The sequence below is a fragment of the Bacillus sp. FSL P4-0248 genome (assembly GCF_038593305.1).
GTDB lineage: Bacteria > Bacillota > Bacilli > Bacillales > Bacillaceae > Bacillus > Bacillus safensis.
Window position 1 is genome coordinate 2,937,457 of the sequence record NZ_CP151983.1, and the last position, 16,144, is coordinate 2,953,600.

The 16,144-nt window shown below is 42.8% G+C and carries 20 protein-coding genes and 1 riboswitch; of the genes, 6 read left to right on the forward strand and 14 right to left on the reverse strand.

Annotation, left to right across the window (positions count from 1 at the left end):
• Positions 1 to 116: 116 nt before the first annotated feature.
• Positions 117 to 225: riboswitch (SAM riboswitch) on the reverse strand.
• Positions 226 to 327: 102 nt separating this feature from the next.
• The 9 genes from NST65_RS15220 to NST65_RS15260 all read right to left on the reverse strand — a co-directional run bounded on the left by NST65_RS15220 (position 328) and on the right by NST65_RS15260 (position 8,151).
• Positions 328 to 669, reverse strand: a complete 342-nt coding sequence (locus NST65_RS15220) for an SCP2 sterol-binding domain-containing protein (protein ID WP_024423403.1) — start codon at positions 667 to 669, stop codon at positions 328 to 330.
• A gap of 120 nt (positions 670 to 789) precedes the next feature.
• Complete coding sequence (locus NST65_RS15225; RefSeq protein WP_024426005.1) at positions 790 to 1,092, reverse strand: thioredoxin family protein; 303 nt, start codon at positions 1,090 to 1,092, stop codon at positions 790 to 792.
• A gap of 12 nt (positions 1,093 to 1,104) precedes the next feature.
• Positions 1,105 to 1,449, reverse strand: coding sequence for a toprim domain-containing protein (locus tag NST65_RS15230; RefSeq protein ID WP_034281437.1), 345 nt, complete (start codon positions 1,447 to 1,449; stop codon positions 1,105 to 1,107).
• A gap of 131 nt (positions 1,450 to 1,580) precedes the next feature.
• Positions 1,581 to 1,817 carry a YusG family protein gene (locus NST65_RS15235; protein ID WP_039181284.1) on the reverse strand — a complete coding sequence of 79 codons (237 nt, stop codon included), beginning with the start codon at positions 1,815 to 1,817 and terminating at the stop codon, positions 1,581 to 1,583.
• A 45-nt stretch (positions 1,818 to 1,862) separates the two neighbouring features.
• On the reverse strand, positions 1,863 to 2,246 hold the full coding sequence (gcvH, locus tag NST65_RS15240) for a glycine cleavage system protein GcvH (protein WP_008347039.1): 384 nt from the start codon (positions 2,244 to 2,246) through the stop codon (positions 1,863 to 1,865).
• Between the two features lie 66 nt (positions 2,247 to 2,312).
• Positions 2,313 to 2,669 (reverse strand): arsenate reductase family protein, encoded by a 357-nt coding sequence (locus NST65_RS15245; protein WP_024423406.1) that lies wholly within the window; start codon positions 2,667 to 2,669, stop codon positions 2,313 to 2,315.
• 110 nt (positions 2,670 to 2,779) lie between these two features.
• Positions 2,780 to 4,561: an acyl-CoA dehydrogenase family protein gene (locus NST65_RS15250; RefSeq protein WP_034280847.1), complete on the reverse strand. Its 1,782-nt coding sequence runs from the start codon at positions 4,559 to 4,561 to the stop codon at positions 2,780 to 2,782.
• Positions 4,562 to 4,575: 14 nt separating this feature from the next.
• Positions 4,576 to 5,751, reverse strand: a complete 1,176-nt coding sequence (locus NST65_RS15255) for an acetyl-CoA C-acetyltransferase (RefSeq protein ID WP_041115740.1) — start codon at positions 5,749 to 5,751, stop codon at positions 4,576 to 4,578.
• Positions 5,752 to 5,763: 12 nt separating this feature from the next.
• Positions 5,764 to 8,151, reverse strand: coding sequence for a 3-hydroxyacyl-CoA dehydrogenase/enoyl-CoA hydratase family protein (locus tag NST65_RS15260; protein ID WP_065215194.1), 2,388 nt, complete (start codon positions 8,149 to 8,151; stop codon positions 5,764 to 5,766).
• A gap of 199 nt (positions 8,152 to 8,350) precedes the next feature.
• Between NST65_RS15260 and NST65_RS15265 the strand changes: the two genes are divergently transcribed.
• From NST65_RS15265 to NST65_RS15275, 3 genes are read left to right on the forward strand one after another with little or no spacing between them, the layout of a single operon-like run.
• Entirely contained in the window at positions 8,351 to 8,488 is a 138-nt protein-coding gene (locus NST65_RS15265) for a YuzL family protein (RefSeq protein WP_003212904.1), read from the forward strand.
• Positions 8,489 to 8,514: 26 nt separating this feature from the next.
• Positions 8,515 to 8,766: a hypothetical protein gene (locus NST65_RS15270; protein WP_048237393.1), complete on the forward strand. Its 252-nt coding sequence runs from the start codon at positions 8,515 to 8,517 to the stop codon at positions 8,764 to 8,766.
• A gap of 11 nt (positions 8,767 to 8,777) precedes the next feature.
• Complete coding sequence (locus NST65_RS15275; RefSeq protein ID WP_065215193.1) at positions 8,778 to 9,125, forward strand: spore coat protein; 348 nt, start codon at positions 8,778 to 8,780, stop codon at positions 9,123 to 9,125.
• A 215-nt stretch (positions 9,126 to 9,340) separates the two neighbouring features.
• On the opposite strand, the gene NST65_RS15280 is transcribed toward NST65_RS15275, so the two are convergent.
• The 3 genes from NST65_RS15280 to NST65_RS15290 all read right to left on the reverse strand — a co-directional run bounded on the left by NST65_RS15280 (position 9,341) and on the right by NST65_RS15290 (position 11,087).
• The gene (locus NST65_RS15280; RefSeq protein ID WP_034280853.1) at positions 9,341 to 9,592 is read right to left on the reverse strand and encodes a YusU family protein; all 252 of its coding nucleotides are present in this window, start codon (positions 9,590 to 9,592) and stop codon (positions 9,341 to 9,343) included.
• 71 nt (positions 9,593 to 9,663) lie between these two features.
• Positions 9,664 to 10,494 (reverse strand): ABC transporter ATP-binding protein, encoded by an 831-nt coding sequence (locus NST65_RS15285; protein ID WP_008347057.1) that lies wholly within the window; start codon positions 10,492 to 10,494, stop codon positions 9,664 to 9,666.
• A 146-nt stretch (positions 10,495 to 10,640) separates the two neighbouring features.
• Positions 10,641 to 11,087, reverse strand: a complete 447-nt coding sequence (locus tag NST65_RS15290) for a YusW family protein (protein WP_170825857.1) — start codon at positions 11,085 to 11,087, stop codon at positions 10,641 to 10,643.
• A gap of 113 nt (positions 11,088 to 11,200) precedes the next feature.
• On the opposite strand from NST65_RS15290, the gene NST65_RS15295 reads away from it, so the two are divergent.
• A complete protein-coding gene (locus NST65_RS15295; protein WP_081124815.1) occupies positions 11,201 to 12,043 on the forward strand; it encodes an oxidoreductase in 843 nt (280 codons plus the stop codon).
• A 46-nt stretch (positions 12,044 to 12,089) separates the two neighbouring features.
• On the opposite strand, the gene NST65_RS15300 is transcribed toward NST65_RS15295, so the two are convergent.
• The gene (locus NST65_RS15300; RefSeq protein ID WP_034280859.1) at positions 12,090 to 13,496 is read right to left on the reverse strand and encodes a trypsin-like peptidase domain-containing protein; all 1,407 of its coding nucleotides are present in this window, start codon (positions 13,494 to 13,496) and stop codon (positions 12,090 to 12,092) included.
• A 326-nt stretch (positions 13,497 to 13,822) separates the two neighbouring features.
• On the opposite strand from NST65_RS15300, the gene NST65_RS15305 reads away from it, so the two are divergent.
• Together NST65_RS15305 and NST65_RS15310 are read left to right on the forward strand one after the other, a co-directional pair.
• Entirely contained in the window at positions 13,823 to 14,497 is a 675-nt protein-coding gene (locus tag NST65_RS15305) for a response regulator transcription factor (RefSeq protein WP_034280861.1), read from the forward strand.
• Positions 14,494 to 15,825, forward strand: coding sequence for a HAMP domain-containing sensor histidine kinase (locus NST65_RS15310; RefSeq protein WP_034280863.1), 1,332 nt, complete (start codon positions 14,494 to 14,496; stop codon positions 15,823 to 15,825). Before NST65_RS15305 ends, NST65_RS15310 begins: the two co-directional genes overlap by 4 nt.
• A gap of 20 nt (positions 15,826 to 15,845) precedes the next feature.
• Here NST65_RS15310 and spxO read toward each other — a convergent pair whose 3' ends face one another.
• Positions 15,846 to 16,010, reverse strand: coding sequence for an anti-adapter protein SpxO (gene spxO, locus NST65_RS15315; protein WP_003212782.1), 165 nt, complete (start codon positions 16,008 to 16,010; stop codon positions 15,846 to 15,848).
• Between the last annotated feature and the right edge of the window lie 134 nt (positions 16,011 to 16,144).

The window sequence follows — 16,144 nt, forward strand, 5'->3', positions numbered from 1 at the left end:
CCATCACATACGTTATTTATTCTTCTTTCTGTCATGACTCTAGCCTGACGCCAGGTCAGTAAAAAAGACCTAACTGCAACGCAAGCAGAAAGGCCTTTTATGTCAATTACGCCTTTCTCTCATCTTTCAAAGCGCTGCGGCTTTGAGTGAATTGGCACCAATTTCAGCTATGCTGACGGTTGCCGGGTTTCATAGGGCACGTCCCTCCACCTCTCTTAATAAGAGAAAATATGCTGTTTTATGTGATGTTCATGTTTTTACTAACGTAGAATATCATGCTACCCGAGATATGTCAACGCTGTAAATCGCTAATTTCCAAGTAAACAACTACGTTATCATTTTTCGAAAAAAACCGTTCGTCAGCCAAAGCACTGCCTCTAGTCTAAGGAGCGCACGGAATGACCCTTTGACTTTGACTTGTCCCCTGCTGATTAACTGCTGTAAGGACATATCTCCGTCTAATAATTGAAGAATTTCTTTCCTCTCACCATAAAAGATGAGATCCGATAACTCAATTGCAGGTAGTTTCTTCACTTCACCACGTTCATCCACAATCAATGTACAAGAGTCAGTTTCCGCCTCAAATGTAATCTTCAAGGATGATGATGAGAGCAGCGGTTTTAATAATAAACGCTGCCCTGTGTTACCATGGGCTTTCACATTTTCCACATGTATAACCTCCCTGTCATTTGGTTATACATAACATTTCTCTACAAACATCTGCTTGTCCTTTATAAATAACTCGACAAATTTTCAAATGAATTTCTTGAAATATGACAAAAAACCGCTTTATTTAGCGGTTTCAATCATTTCATGAAGATATGGAACTGAGTGAAAGGCATAGCCTTTTTGCACCAATTCACCTTTTTTAAACAGGAGAAAGCAAGGAACACTCTCGATTTCAAATGCTTTCGCAAAGCCTGGTGAATAGTTTAAATTGTTTTCGTAAAATGGTACATCCGGCTGCATGGCGTCTACGACTGCCAGCATTTTCTTTGCCAGCTGGCATGTTCCGCAAAACGGTGTATATAAGTATAAAAGAAATAAATCGTCCTCTATCTCCTTGAATTCGTGTTCTTCAATCTCTTTCATATACGTCCACCCTCATAAATATTTCGAATGAACATCAATGTTTGCAGCTAATAGGATAGATGCAATGTGGGCTGACGGTGAAGCGGCCACTTCGCGGTACGTTCTGTCGACAAAAAGATGAAGTGCTTCAGGGAATTCTTTTCGAAATTGCTTCCGCAGTTTGTCGCCTGCATCGTCACTGTCAGCTAATATGTAAACGTCTTTCCCCAATAAATCGTCCACAAGCTGATCCAGCTTCGATGTACTGATCGTGCCATTGGTGCAAATGATGGTAACAGGTTCACTTATGACTTCTTTTAGCTTTTGTTTGTCTGTTTTACCTTCTACAATGATGACCTTTTCTATCTCGACATTCATCACGATCACCCGGCCCTTTTGACGTTGATTCACTTCTTCCTTAGATTACAATCTTTCATTCAGGTTGTAAAGATTGAGCGCCTCGTCATCAAAAAGACTGCAGCTTCTGTTCACTGCAGTCTCATCTGTGATTAGCACCAGCCATTTTCATCGTCACAGTCAACATATTTTTCTGTCCCATCGGTTAATGTGTCCGTTAAACGATAAAAACGATTTTGATCATAGGAATATCCCGATTTCAGCTCATATTGGTTTTCACTAATCATCGTGCCAATCTCTTCATTTTGATGATAAAGCACCATGCCGCTTTCTTTGAATCGTCCAGTGACATGCTCTGTTATATCCACCTGTTCTTTTTGAAAAGACAAATTGGACACCCCCCCATAAAGGTAGAGTGTCCAATTTCACATGAATTAGTCTTCTTTTGTCATTTCTTCATATTGCTCAGCCGTCATTAAGTTCTCGATTTCAGATGCATCAGCTGGTTCTACAACGATCATCCATGCCTTTTCGTATGGAGAGTCGTTGACGAATTCTGGGCTGTCATCCAGCTCATCGTTCACTTCAACAATTGTGCCATTGATCGGTGCATAAAGTTCAGAAACTGTTTTCACTGATTCTACACTTCCGAAAGGCTCGTCCGCTGTGATTTTGTCTCCTACTTCAGGAAGCTCAACGAACACGATATCGCCCAGCTCAGATTGAGCAAAATGCGTAATACCGATACGCACCTTATCTCCTTCTACTTTGACCCATTCATGTTCTTCTGAATAACGTAAATCTTTTGGTGTGCTCATTCAATACCCCTCCAGTCTTTTCTTACAATCTATATTGAAGATACCACAATCTGAATGAAAGTTACATCATTTCCAGACGCTTTTAAATGTATCTTCATTAAATCCTACCGTGACTCGTTTTCCGTCTGTTGTAATCGGGCGCTTAATCAGCATTCCGTTAGACGCGAGTAATTCTAGCTGCTCGTCCTCTGACATTGCAGGAAGTTGATCTTTCAGCTGCAGCTCCCGGTATTTTTGCCCGCTTGTATTAAAGAATTTCTTCAGCTCTAAACCGCTTTTTTCGTAAAGGGCTTTTAATGTTTCTTTATCAGGCGTCTCTTCGACGATATGTATGCTGTTGATGTCTTTATTGTGTGCTTCCAGCCACTTTTTTGCTTTTCGGCATGTACCGCAAGATGGGTATTCGTAAAAATCTAAAGCCACCATTTTCACCTCCTGCAAATTGTGACAACATTTTATCACAAAATATTTTAAAAACCTAAATGTATGCTTACAAAAAGGTGCGGAGTGATATCCGCACCTTTAACCCGCCCTTATACGATATATTTCTCTGCTTCAAAGATTCGTTTTGCCACTTCGCGCTTTTTGGCGATGACATTGATCGGCGTAAATCTTGTCAGCTTGCGAAGGGCTGACAGGCTCATGCGGAGTGAATCTCCTTCCTCCATCGCAATCAAGGATTCTTTTGCATGGGCTTCAATCTTTAAGAAAGCCTCCTGCGTGAAAATTTGTGTGTAAGCAAGCTTTTGTTCATTCTTTTCTGCCCCTGTTGCAGCGATTGCCTTTTCTGTACGCAGAACCGCTGATTCAGCAGCAAAAATTTCATTGACGATATCGGCTATGTTCACAAGAATTTCTTGCTCTTTGTCTAAGGCTTTCCCGTATTTCATGGCTGCCATACCAGCCACCATTAAGGCGATCTTTTTCGCATGGGCGAGCAAATATTTTTCTTGATCGAGCGGCTGATCGCCTGGCTCTTCCGGCATCATCATCATCAGCTCTTCCTGTAAGGTTTGCGCTTTTTGAAGCAGCGGAAGCTCTCCTTTCATCGCTTTCTTCAAGAATGTACCTGGTACAAGCAAACGGTTGATTTCGTTTGTCCCTTCAAAAATCCGGTTAATTCGTGAGTCGCGATAGGCTCTTTCGACCTCGTATTCTTGCATGAATCCATATCCGCCGTGAATCTGCACGCCTTCATCCACAATATAATCTAACGTTTCAGAGCCGAGCACTTTACAGAGAGAACATTCAATCGCATATTCCGCAATGGATTGGGCAATTTGTTTGCCGTCTTTTTGCTCTTCATCACTTAAGAGCCCCATCCGCTGTTCAAATAATCCAACCGTGCGGTAAACTGCACTTTCCATCGCATAGAGCTTTGCTGACATATTGGCTGCTTTTTCACCAATTAAGCTGAATTGAGAAATTGGTGTTTTGAACTGCTTACGCTGGTTCGCATATTCTGCCGACAATTGAATGACGCGCTTTGATGCACCGATTGTGCCGACTGCCAGCTTATAGCGCCCAATATTCAAAATGTTAAAGGCAATCACATGACCTCTGCCGGCTTCACCGAGCAAATTCTCCTTCGGTACTTGGGCATCTTCAAGAATTAATGTTCTTGTCGATGATCCTTTAATGCCCATCTTTTTCTCCTCAGGTCCCGTTTTGACACCTGGAAAATCCTTTTCGACGATAAAAGCAGAGAAGTGTTCACCATCAATCTTCGCATACACAACAAAGACATCGGCAAATGCGGAGTTTGTGATCCACTGCTTTTCTCCATTCAGGACATAATGAGTACCTGCTTCATTCAGAACTGCGGTTGTTTTTGCTCCAAGAGCGTCAGAGCCTGATCCTGGCTCAGTGAGTGCGTACGCCGCAATGGTTTCACCAGAGGCGAGTCCAGGCAGGTACGTTTCCTTTTGCGCTTGATTTCCGAAGAGCACGATCGGCAGAGAACCAATACCGACATGAGCACCATAGGAAAGTGAGAAGCTTCCTGCTCTAGCGAATTTTTCAGTAATGATCGCTGAACTGATTTTATCTAATCCAAGCCCGCCGAATTCTTCAGGCACATCGGCTCCTAAAAGTCCAAGCTCACCAGCCTTTTTGAGAAGCCTGACCGAATGCTCGAACTCATGGTTTTCAATTTGATCAATATGCGGAACAACATCTTGTAAAATATAATCCTCTGTTGTTTTTCCAATCATTTGATGTTCATCAGAGAAATCCTCCGGTGTAAAAATATGCTCATAATTCGTCTCATCAATTAAAAAGCTTCCACCCTTTTTTACATCTTCCAATGCTTTCATCCTGATTTCCCCCTTTAGATCAATTCAAAAATGCCTGCTGCTCCCATGCCCCCGCCGATACACATTGTGACAATGCCAAATTGCTCGTTTCGCCGTTTCATTTCATGAATCAGTGACAGCGTTAGTTTCGTTCCTGTACAGCCGAGCGGATGTCCGAGCGCAATGGCCCCGCCATTGACATTCACCTTTTCCTCATCAATTCCTAAATGGCGAATGACTTGAATTGCCTGAGAAGCAAACGCTTCGTTTAATTCAAACAGGCCAATATCCTTCAGCTCAAGTCCAGCGATTTTCAGCGCACGCGGAATGGCTTCAACCGGACCGATTCCCATCACTTCAGGCGGTACACCGCCAACAGCAAATGCTCTGAATTTAGCGAGCGGCTGAAGAGAAAGTGAGGATGCTTTCTCGCGGTCCATCATCATCACACACGCAGCCCCGTCACTTGTCTGCGAAGAGTTCCCTGCGGTCACCGTGCCTTTTGTTGAGAAGGCTGGACGCAATGTGGAAAGAATCTCCTCCGTTGTGCCTGCTCTCACACCTTCATCCTGTGAGAACGTGAATTGATGCTCTTCTAATTGATATTGATCTCCTACCCGTCGCTCTGTTACATCAACGGGTACAATTTCATCTGAAAATTTCCCTTCTTGAAGTGCCTTTGCTGCCTTTTGATGACTTCTCACCGCAAAGGCATCCTGATCTTGACGTGTAACCTGATACTTTTGCGCCACTTGCTCTGCCGTGTGACCCATGCTCATGTAGTATTCAGGTGCTTGCTCTGCCAAGAGAGCATTTGGACGAATAGAATGACCCATCATCGGCACCTGCGACATTGATTCGACTCCTCCGGCTAAAATCGTGTCTGCCTGCCCGAGCATAATACGTTCACCCGCATAAGCGATAGATTGAAGACCAGACGAGCAGTAACGGTTTATGGTGATGGCAGGTACTGTATAAGGCAGTCCCGCTAATGCCCCAATATTCCGCGCCACATTTAACCCCTGCTCTGCTTCTGGCGTTGCACAGCCAATGATTAAATCATCTATCTGTCCGTCGTATTCACCGGCACGCTTTAACGTTTCTTTTACACATAATGCGCCCATATCATCAGGCCGGACATGTTTTAACGATCCTTTTTTCGCCTTTCCTACTGGTGTTCTTGCGCCAGCGACAATGACTGCTTCTCTCATTTTGACTCCCCCTTAGTTACGTAAAGGTTTTCCTTTGACGAGCATGTGCTGCATACGTGCCTGTGATTTCACTTCTCCTACAAGACTTAAAAAGGCTTCTCTTTCAAGCTCTAATAAATATTGCTCCTCTACCTCTGTTCCAAATGGCAGTTTCCCGCCGGAAATGACATGAGCTAATTTTTTTACAATGGTCATGTCATGCTCTGAAATGTATCCAGACAGTCTCATATTTTCAGCAGCCAAAATCATCGCTGCATAGCCTGTTTCTCCCATGACCGGCACCTTTTGCTTGAGCGGCGCACGATAACCGGCTTCATCAAGAGAGAGCACCAGTTGTTTTGCATCATAGATCAGGTGATCCCCGTTCATACTGATCCGGTCGTTCACGCGGAGCATGTTCATATCCCGCGCTTCCTCAGCTGAAGTTGATACTTTTGCCATCGCAATTGTTTCAAATGTTTTCAGCGTGGCATCCTGTATAGCCGTCTGCGACGGCTTCACTGACCCTTGCAGGTGACGAAGATATAACTCTTTGTTTCCGCCGCCTCCTGGAATCAGTCCTACTCCCGCTTCCACAAGTCCCATGTACGTTTCGCTGGACGCCTGAATAGCTGCTGCCGGCAGACAAACTTCTGTTCCGCCTCCTAATGTCATCCCAAACGGTGCGGCTACGACTGGGCGATTGCTATATTTCACCTTCATCATTGCCTGCTGGAAGCGTCTGATCACAAAGTCAATTTCAAAGAAATTGTCGTCCTGTGCTTCCATTAAAATCAGGGCAAGGTTAGCGCCAACACAGAAGTTCTTCCCTTGGTTTCCGATGACAAGCCCTTTATAATTCTTTTCTGTCTCATCAACAGCACGATTGATCATATCGATGACATCTAGTCCAATGGCATTGCTTTTAGAGTGAAATTCGAGCAAGGCGACATCATCACCAATATCGATCAGGCTCGCACCAGAATTTTTGAAGATGACGTCGTGTTTCTTTTTCAATCTAGCTAAAGAAATATGTTTGTCGTTTCCTTTTTCCTGTTCATAAGCCCCGTTATGATAAAACGCTCGCTCTCCATCAGCATTCTCTTGATAGAATGTCTCGTGTCCTTTTGACAGCATGTCTTGCACCCACGCTGGGATGCTGTGACCTTCTGCTTCCATGCGTTCGGCGGCTTTTTTGACACCTATTGCATCCCACAGCTCAAATGGGCCGTGCTGCCAGCCGAATCCCCATTTCATGGCGTTATCGATAGACTGAATATCATCCGCAATTTCACCTTTTAGATGAGCTGAATAAAGAAGCACGGGCGCTGTCATATTCCAAAGCAATTGCCCTGCACGGCCATCCTGATAAATAAGCGCTTTCAACTTTGCTTTTGCACCCTTTTGCTGTTTCGCCATCTCAATGCCTGGATCTTTTAGCTTTGTGCGTTCTCCATATGTGAGCGTCACTGGGTCAAGCTCTAAAATGACCTTCCCATTTTTTTGATAAAAACCTTGGCCTGCCTTGCTGCCAATCCATCCTTTTTCGAGCATTCTTTCAATAAACTCAGGCAGCTGAAAAATCTCTTTTTCCTTTCCTTCTACCTGTTCATATACGTTTCGTGCCACATGAGAAAACGTGTCGAGTCCCACTACATCCAGTGTACGGAAGGTCGCACTTTTCGGTCTTCCAATGAGGGGTCCTGTGACAGAATCCACTTCTCCGATTGTGTATTTGTTCTCAAGCATTTCACGCACTGTGACAAGAAGTCCATAAGTGCCAATGCGGTTTGCAATAAAGTTCGGTGTGTCCTTTGCTTCAACCACACCTTTGCCGAGTACATCCTCGCCAAATGTTTTCATAAATGACAGTACTTCTGGATCTGTTTCTTGAATAGGAATGACTTCTAAGAGTTTTAGATAACGAGCTGGGTTAAAAAAATGTGTGCCTAAAAAGTGGCGTTTAAAATCATCTGATCGGCCTTCTGCCATTTTTTCAACTGAAATACCGGATGTATTGCTTGATACGATGCTTCCTTCTTTGCGGTGTTCGTCGATGAGAGAGAATACGTGTTGTTTGATGCTGAGCTTTTCAGTGACGACTTCAATGATCCAGTCAGCATCGTGTAATAAGGAAAGGTGGTCTGTGAGATTTCCCGGTGTGATGTATGATAGGTTTTTTGCTGAAGTAAGAGGTGCTGGCTTTTGCTTTAATAATTTTTTCATCGCTTCTTGACTTAATCGATTCCGAACACTAGGGTGATCAAGCGTCCGCTTTTTCGCCGTTTCTTCCTTTGTCAGTTCATTTGGCACAATATCTAGCAGTGTAACTGGTATCCCAATATTGGCTAAATGTGCAGCAATGCCTGAGCCCATGACACCTGAACCAATGACAGCCGCCTTGCGAATATGTTTGCCCATAAATATCCCCCTAAACATTTTGAATGAACAGTCATTCATTTTTTGTCCAAAAAAAAGCAATGCCTCTTTCTTTATCTTAAAAGATTTTCCGAAACAGTTCAATAGCAGATTTCAAAAATTTACACATTCTCGTGTGCCTTATTTTGCGGCGTATGAATTAAAGATGAGAGGGAATTGTAAGAATGGAGGTGATGTCCACATGTCTCGTTTGAAGAAAAACCCATCGAAAGCAGGCGTAAGTGCTGCAAGTGTAAAAGGAAACGCAGGTCCATCACAGGAAGCAGACCTTGGCGGGAAAAAAACCAGTCAAAATCAGCAATATAAAAAGAATCAGTAAGGAAACAAAATCGTAAGGAGGAACACATGTTGAATAATCAGCAAATGAATATGCCCCCAGAAGTCATTTCAGTGAAGGATTCCTTGTACTTAGAGGATATGCTCAACTGGAACTTGATCGCCATGAAAAAGGCTCATTTTATGGCCGAGCATTGCCAGGATCAAACCTTGAAACAAGAATTGAATCAAGTTGGGCAAATGCATCATCAGCATTATACACAAATTCTTCAGCATTTAGGCAGCTCAGGGCAAGGCCAGTCTACTGGCTTTATGCAATAGGAGGAAAAAACATGGAACAGCAAAACCAACAAAAAATCGGGAATCCACAAACTCCGGTTCCCACAACAACCAACATGAACGATCGTGATTTTGTCACAGATCTCTTGTCGACTGAAAAATATATGACAAGTGGATACAACACAGCGCTCAATGAATTCAGTCATGAATCTCTTTATCAGGATATTCAGCGAATTGCACTGGAAACACAGAAAACACAAAGACATTTATATGATGTCATGTTCCGATATGGCTGGTATTCTGTTGAAGCCGCTGATCAGCAAAAGCTCCAGCAGGCACACCAGAAATTCCAGCAAACACTGATAGATCAATCGCCGTACGGTTCATCACAAATGTCATAAGAAAAAAACTGCCAGTCTAGTGCTGGCAGTCAATTGTTGATAAAGGGCTAAAATGATTTTTATTTTAGCCCTTTGTCTTCTTTTCAGCGTGATAGAAAACCTTTGCAGTCTAGGAAGGACGAGCACTGGCGCGGAGCGAATTGAACATTCGTGAGCACCAGCGCACAGGACTGACAAAGAATGCGAGGGTTTGTCTACACGCTGCTGGCAGTTTTTTAACGGTCTTTATTGGCGCGATGAGCTTCGTTCAACTGTTTGATCCGTTGAATCGTGTGTTTGATTTCTTCTTTTGCTTCTGGATACGTTTCATTGAAATGCTTTGCTAGCGGCGGCATGCTTTTTGCAATATGAGAGTAGATCACCCACTGTTTCACATCTTGTTTCAGCTCGTCTGTTGATTCACCGAGCAGCAGCTCTGTATATTTATCAAGCAAGCCTTTCAGCTTTTCATCTAATTCATTTCCCATTGATATTCCGCTCCTTTTTCAGAAAAAAGCCTGACTCTGTGAGATACAGATGTCAGGCTTTTGACATACGATTATCTTGCAGCAAGAAATGTTTCAGCTTGCGCTTGCTGCACAATACAGCGTCCTCTACCGTGCGGAATACATAATGGTGTTCCAAATAAAGGATCTGTTGTCACTTGGCAATTCATATCAAAGACATTTTTCACGAGATCACAATTAATCACTGTTTCTGGTCTGCCTTCTGCATAGATTGACTTGTCTTTAATCGCCACAAGATGATGAGCATATCTGCATGCAAGATTGAGGTCATGAAGAACCATCACAATTGTGCGCTGCTCTTTCTCATTTAAATCAAACAGAAGGTCCAAAATTTCGATTTGATGTGTCATGTCTAAATATGTCGTCGGCTCATCTAACAAAATAATATCGGTCTCTTGGGCCAGCGTCATCGCAATCCATGCACGCTGCCTCTGCCCACCTGATAATGAATCAACGGTCCGGTCAGCAAGGTCTTCCATCTTTGTTGACTTTAATGCGCGGTTCACTGCTTCTTCATCTTGCTTCGACCACTGCTTCAGCCAATTTTGATAAGGATATCTGCCTTGCTTCACTAACTGATGCACGGTTAATCCTTCTGGCGCTTCTGGTCCTTGTGGAAGAATGGCGAGTTGTTTCGCTACTTCTTTTGTAGGTAATTTTGCAATGGAATGACCTTCAAGCAGGACAGAACCACCCATTGGCTTCATGAGACGGGCCAAAGAGCGAAGTAGCGTGGATTTACCGCATCCATTACTGCCAATAAATACTGTGATTTCACCCTTAGGGATTGATACATTTAGTTCATCGATGATCATTGTTTCTCCGTAGCCTAAGCTTAAACCTTCAGTAGAAATGGCACTCATTCCGCTCAAACGCTCCTTTTCTCATCCAAATTTTTATATGAAATATCGTCTATGTACAGACGTAAAAGATCACTTATCTCAATTTAGTGTATCAGATTTAAGTGATCTTGAAAATCATTTTCAATTAAAAAATGAGAAACTCTCGTTTATTTCTTCCTTTGGAATGTACGTTTGGTCCCATCTTCTAGCTTCAGATCGATCTGTATCCGCTGATAATCATCATCTAAATTAAAAGCAGCTAATAGTTCCTTTACATACACTTCATTGATCTTTTCACTAGGAATCGACATATCATTCAGCTTCATCTTCATTTCGCGCAAGGCTTCTTCTCCTTCATAGCGGACACCATTCATATGATCACGAATGATCGCCTCCTCTTTGCCTCTTGCCTGACGATAAGTCGCTTCGTATAATTCGTTTTTCTGTCCATATTGTACATGCAGATGCACATGCTGAAATGGCAGTTCCTTCATTTGAACAGCTGACAGACTTTCTGCTTCTGCTTCATGTGTTTGTTGTAACGGTTCAATTGATTGACAGCCGGACAGCATAAAGAGCAGCACTCCTATTCGTCCCGCCTTCTTCCAACACATCATGTGTTTCCTCCTATTTCACAGCATCGCTTTTTATTCTTCTCCAAGCTCCTTTTCGTTATTCAATAAAACATCGCACTATGATAAATTGAAACAAAAAGGAGAATGGGATGATGAAAAGAACAGCCATTGTAACTGGTGCCAATAGCGGCTTTGGCAAGCTCATCACGATGCGTCTCGCCAAGCGGGACTATACAGTGATTGCCGGCGTCAGACAGGAAACCAATGCCAAAAAGCTCGCTGAAGAAATTGATCAAGCCTCTTTATCTGGCATGATACATATTGAAGCGTTAGATGTGACCGATACGCAGTCGATTCAAGCATTTCAGAAGAAGCTTCATGCCTATGCACCCATTACCCTGCTTGTGAACAATGCGGGAACAGCCTTTGCTGGTTTTGCGGAGGAGGTTCCTGTCGACACGTACCGCCAGCAATTTGAAGTGAATGTCTTCGGTGTGATGGAAATGACCCAAGCAGTGCTGCCGTTTATGACGAGTGGTGCAAAGATTTTCAATATGAGCAGCATCAGCGGGTTAATGGGGATGCCTGCACTTTCTCCATATGTATCGTCTAAGTTTGCGTTGGAAGGCTATACAGAAAGCTTGCGGATTGAACTGGCTTCGTTCGGTATACAGGCGGCCTTGATCGAGCCGGGCTCTTTCCAGACGAATATTTGGAACACCTCCATGAACGAGCAAATGATTCAGCCAGCAGAAGGATCGAAATACACAAAGCTCTATCTAAAGATGATGGCCCATATTGATGCCCAGAAATCCAACTATGGAGACCCTGGTGAAGTGGCGGAGCTTGTTGTACGATTAGCAGAAAAGAAGCGGCTGAAACGGCTGAGATATCTTGTTGGAAAAGGCGTACGGCTTTCATTCACAGCAAAGCAGCTTCTGCCTTGGAACATGTGGGAACACATCATTCTACGGACACTCTCTTCAAAAAAATAAGCACAAAAAAACAGGCGGACATGTTGACATCCACCTGTTTTTTTATTTATTCACTATCTGATTGTCCAAGGGTAATATCTAGATTTTTGTTCTTTCCTTCACGGATGACAGTCATTGTGGTTTTATCGCCGACTTTTGTTTCTTTGTAAAGAATTTCTTTCAGCTGAGAGCTGTTCACTACGTCTTTCCCTTTGAACTTGATGATGACATCTCCAGATTTCAAGCCTGCTTTTTGTGCAGGTGAACCTTTTGAAACATCCTTTACGTAAATGCCTTTGCCGATTTGTTTATCAAATAAGCCGAGCGTATTTTCCTGATATGTCTCAGGCACTTGCTCAAGGTCAATCATTTGTACGCCAAGGTATGGACGTTCAACTTTTCCATTTTTCAACAGCTCATCTACAATCGGTTTGACATCGTTACTTGGGATCGCAAATCCGAGTGATTCCACACCGCTTTCGCTGATTTTCAAGCTGTTGATGCCAATGACTTGACCGTCAGTATTGATCAGTGGCCCCCCGCTGTTTCCTGGGTTAATCGCTGCATCTGTTTGCAGCACATTCATCTCCACCGTACCAGATGACGTATTTGCTTCTACAGTACGATCAAGACCACTAATAATTCCTTCTGTCACAGTACCTGAGAACTGTGCACCGAGCGGATTCCCAATGGCAATGACTTTATCTCCAGCACGAAGCTTAGAAGAATCACCAAAGCTCGCCACTTTATCAATACCGTCTGCGTTCATTTCAACAACGGCTAAATCTGTCATGACATCACTGCCGACAAGCTTTGCGTCTTTCGTTTTTCCATCATAAAGGGTGACCTTGATTTTATTGGCACCTTCGACAACATGGTTATTTGTAATAATGTACGCTTTTTTGCCATCTTTTTTGAAGATGACACCAGAGCCTGTTCCAGCTTCAGCTTCTGTTTGATCACCGCTCAGGCCAAACGAATTTTGTGTAGATTGATAGTTTGAGACCCCAACAATGGTTGGCTCTAAATCTTCTACCATATCAGCCACATTTGTGGCATTGGTGATTTGTTTTGTCGAGAAATTATCTGAGGCTGCCGGCTCGCTTGATGCTGTCTGCGTTTGCGTGTTGGCAGCTGTATCCTGTGACTGCGGCAAAAGCGGTGTAATGCCAAGTACAAGACCCCCGCCAATAATTCCTCCAAGAATCGGGCTCAGCCATGCCGCCTTCCGCTTTTTCTCTTTTTTCGACGCACGGTCATCCACCATTTGAGGAGAATGATTTGTCACACTCTCCTGAGTGGCAGATGCTTCGTTTTCATGCTGATGAAAAACAAGTTCCTTCTCTTTTTCTGGTGCGTCTATTTGTTTCTCATTCTCTGGATAGGTATCTTTTTGCTGATTCATTTCATTGTCTTGATTCGCGTTTTCATGATGATTCATCTTATTCTCTTCATCTTCTCTTCGGAAATCCATCGCTTGCACTCCTTTACATCATGTTTCATTCATATGTCTAGATAGGACTCAGGTCCTCTTAATGGAAAGATCATTGAAAAATACTTTATGGCAATATGTCAAATTATATAATACTTATTCATAGAAAAAAAGCAAGGTGCGCACATTGATGAAAAGCACCTATTCACCCGCCTTTTGTCTATGCCCTTTTTTCCCTTGACCTTATCATAATCAAACATTATGGGATAATGATGAGAAGAATATGTGAAATTGTGAAAAAAGCGTGTGATTGTTGACATGCCGCCTTCGTATCCCGTTATAATGACGTTGAGAGGATGTGGAAGACTTTGTCGTACACCATTTATTTAGTTGAAGATGAACAAAATTTAAATGAACTGTTAACCAAATATTTAGAGAGTGAAGGTTGGAATGTCTCCTCTTTTTTAACCGGAGAAGCGGCACGCGAGGCAATGAACAAGCCGCCGCATCTATGGATTTTAGATATCATGCTGCCTGATACAGACGGCTATACCCTCATAAAAGAAATTAAAGCCGCATCACCTGACGTACCGGTCATTTTCATTTCAGCCCGGGATGCAGATATCGACCGTGTCCTCGGTTTAGAGCTGGGAAGCAGTGATTATATTGCGAAGCCGTTTCTTCCGCGTGAGCTGATCATTCGGGTTCAAAAGCTGCTGGAGCTTGTGTATAAAAACAGCGATACACCGCAGCAAAGCGTCACTTCAGTTTCTTCTTATGTCATTCATGAGGATGTAAGAGAGGTCTATGAAGAGGGACAGCTCATTAACTTAACTTCTAAGGAATTTGACTTGCTGCTTTTATTTACACATCACCAGGGACATGCTTTTTCTCGTGAAGATATCCTCGTCAAGATTTGGGGACACGATTACTTCGGGACAGATCGTGTGGTGGATGACCTTGTCAGACGGCTGCGCAAAAAAATGCCCGACTTAAAGGTCGAGACCATCTATGGATTTGGCTATAGGATGCTTAAAGGATGAAGAACAAACCGCTCGCTTTTCAAATTTGGGTCGTGATCTCTGGCATTTTGCTCACCATTTCCATTGTCCTGATTATTCTATTTTCCAATACATTACGTGACTTCTTCACAAATGAAATTTATAAAAATATTGAAAATGAACAGCAAGTGCTGACAGAATATCCATTGAACCGAGACGGCTCGCCAAAATCGACACCGGAAAACCGCTCCGTGCAGCACATTTTGATCCCATCAGATGAATTAGATCAAATGGCGCAGTTTTTTCCGCATGCTTTTATTGAGAAAATCCAATCGTTTGTGAAAAAACAAAAAAGCGCAACGAAACGGTATTCTGAAGAGGTGAACGGCCAGCATATCTTCTTTGTCATCAAAAAGGTATCATCAGGCAATACACAATATATTCTTCTGTCCTATGCACCAGATTCTTATCGAGATGACCTGTCCTTTACCCTGTTTAAACAGCTGATCTTTATCTTAGGCACCGTTATTTTACTAAGCTGGATTCCATCGATTTGGCTTGCTCGCTATTTATCCCGACCAATCGTTGCGTTTGAAAAGCACGTCAAACGGATTGCACAAGAGGACTGGGACGATCCTGTCATCGTTGACCGGCAAGATGAAATTGGCAAACTTGGTCATACCATTGAAGAAATGAGACAAAAACTCATTCAAAAAGATGAAACAGAACGGACACTTTTGCAGAATATTTCACATGACTTAAAGACACCTGTCATGGTCATCCGCGGCTACACTCAGTCCATTAAAGATGGTATTTTTCCTAAGGGAGATCTTGAACAAACGGTGGAAGTCATTGAAGGTGAAGCGGAAAAGCTTGAGAAGAAAATCAAGGATCTGCTGTACTTAACAAAGCTTGATTATTTATCAAAACAACATCCCGCACATTCTTCCTTCCTACTCAGTAATACGATGCTGGAAGTGGTCGACCGAATACGCTGGTCGAAAAATGAATTGCAGTGGAACGTGGACTTAGATGATGAGGCTGCTCTTGAAGGCGATCCAGAACAATGGAGTAAATTATTTGAGAATGTACTAGAAAATCAACTTCGGTACGCAAAAAGTAAGATTGATATTCAGATGAAACAGGAAGAGGATCAAATCCGCATTGTCATTCGTAATGACGGTCCTCCAATTGAAGAACATATGCTGTCCAACCTATACGAGCCTTTTAGTAAGGGAAAAAAGGGCGAATTCGGTATTGGATTAAGCATTGTCAAAAGAATTCTTTCAATGCATCAAGCGTCCATATCAATTGAAAATGATGATCTAGGTGTACGTTATACAATTATGGTTCCAAAGAAGAGACTGTAGGTTTTTGACCGCAGTCTTTTTTAGATGAATGAATACCCATTGAAATCACGGTATGTGGCTTTGATCTTTTTGCCAGCTTGATACATCCATTTCTTTTCAATGGTTGTCTCTTTCGGCATTTTGACTTTTTCTACTTGAATCCCTTTTGTTCGCAGGCGTCTAATCATATCATCGATTTCTCTCATGGAACATCATCCTTTCACATATTTTGACCAGTTGGTCACCTTACTTTATAATATAAAGAATTACACTGTAAAAAACAAGTTACAATCTGATTAATTTTTGAAAACTTTCGTCGTTTATGACCGATAAGTCACAT

What these genes read in the sequence shown, in the direction of transcription:
- NST65_RS15225 (WP_024426005.1), bottom strand. Translation starts at nt 1,092, where the DNA reads ATGAAAGAGATTGAAGAACACGAATTCAAGGAGATAGAGGACGATTTA.
- NST65_RS15230 (WP_034281437.1), bottom strand. Translation starts at nt 1,449, where the DNA reads ATGAATGTCGAGATAGAAAAGGTCATCATTGTAGAAGGTAAAACAGAC.
- gcvH (WP_008347039.1), bottom strand. Translation starts at nt 2,246, where the DNA reads ATGAGCACACCAAAAGATTTACGTTATTCAGAAGAACATGAATGGGTC.
- NST65_RS15250 (WP_034280847.1), bottom strand. Translation starts at nt 4,561, where the DNA reads ATGAAAGCATTGGAAGATGTAAAAAAGGGTGGAAGCTTTTTAATTGAT.
- NST65_RS15255 (WP_041115740.1), bottom strand. Translation starts at nt 5,751, where the DNA reads ATGAGAGAAGCAGTCATTGTCGCTGGCGCAAGAACACCAGTAGGAAAG.
- NST65_RS15260 (WP_065215194.1), bottom strand. Translation starts at nt 8,151, where the DNA reads ATGGGCAAACATATTCGCAAGGCGGCTGTCATTGGTTCAGGTGTCATG.
- NST65_RS15265 (WP_003212904.1), top strand. Translation starts at nt 8,351, where the DNA reads ATGTCTCGTTTGAAGAAAAACCCATCGAAAGCAGGCGTAAGTGCTGCA.
- NST65_RS15270 (WP_048237393.1), top strand. Translation starts at nt 8,515, where the DNA reads ATGTTGAATAATCAGCAAATGAATATGCCCCCAGAAGTCATTTCAGTG.
- NST65_RS15275 (WP_065215193.1), top strand. Translation starts at nt 8,778, where the DNA reads ATGGAACAGCAAAACCAACAAAAAATCGGGAATCCACAAACTCCGGTT.
- NST65_RS15280 (WP_034280853.1), bottom strand. Translation starts at nt 9,592, where the DNA reads ATGGGAAATGAATTAGATGAAAAGCTGAAAGGCTTGCTTGATAAATAT.
- NST65_RS15285 (WP_008347057.1), bottom strand. Translation starts at nt 10,494, where the DNA reads ATGAGTGCCATTTCTACTGAAGGTTTAAGCTTAGGCTACGGAGAAACA.
- NST65_RS15290 (WP_170825857.1), bottom strand. Translation starts at nt 11,087, where the DNA reads ATGTGTTGGAAGAAGGCGGGACGAATAGGAGTGCTGCTCTTTATGCTG.
- NST65_RS15295 (WP_081124815.1), top strand. Translation starts at nt 11,201, where the DNA reads ATGAAAAGAACAGCCATTGTAACTGGTGCCAATAGCGGCTTTGGCAAG.
- NST65_RS15300 (WP_034280859.1), bottom strand. Translation starts at nt 13,496, where the DNA reads ATGGATTTCCGAAGAGAAGATGAAGAGAATAAGATGAATCATCATGAA.
- NST65_RS15310 (WP_034280863.1), top strand. Translation starts at nt 14,494, where the DNA reads ATGAAGAACAAACCGCTCGCTTTTCAAATTTGGGTCGTGATCTCTGGC.
- spxO (WP_003212782.1), bottom strand. Translation starts at nt 16,010, where the DNA reads ATGAGAGAAATCGATGATATGATTAGACGCCTGCGAACAAAAGGGATT.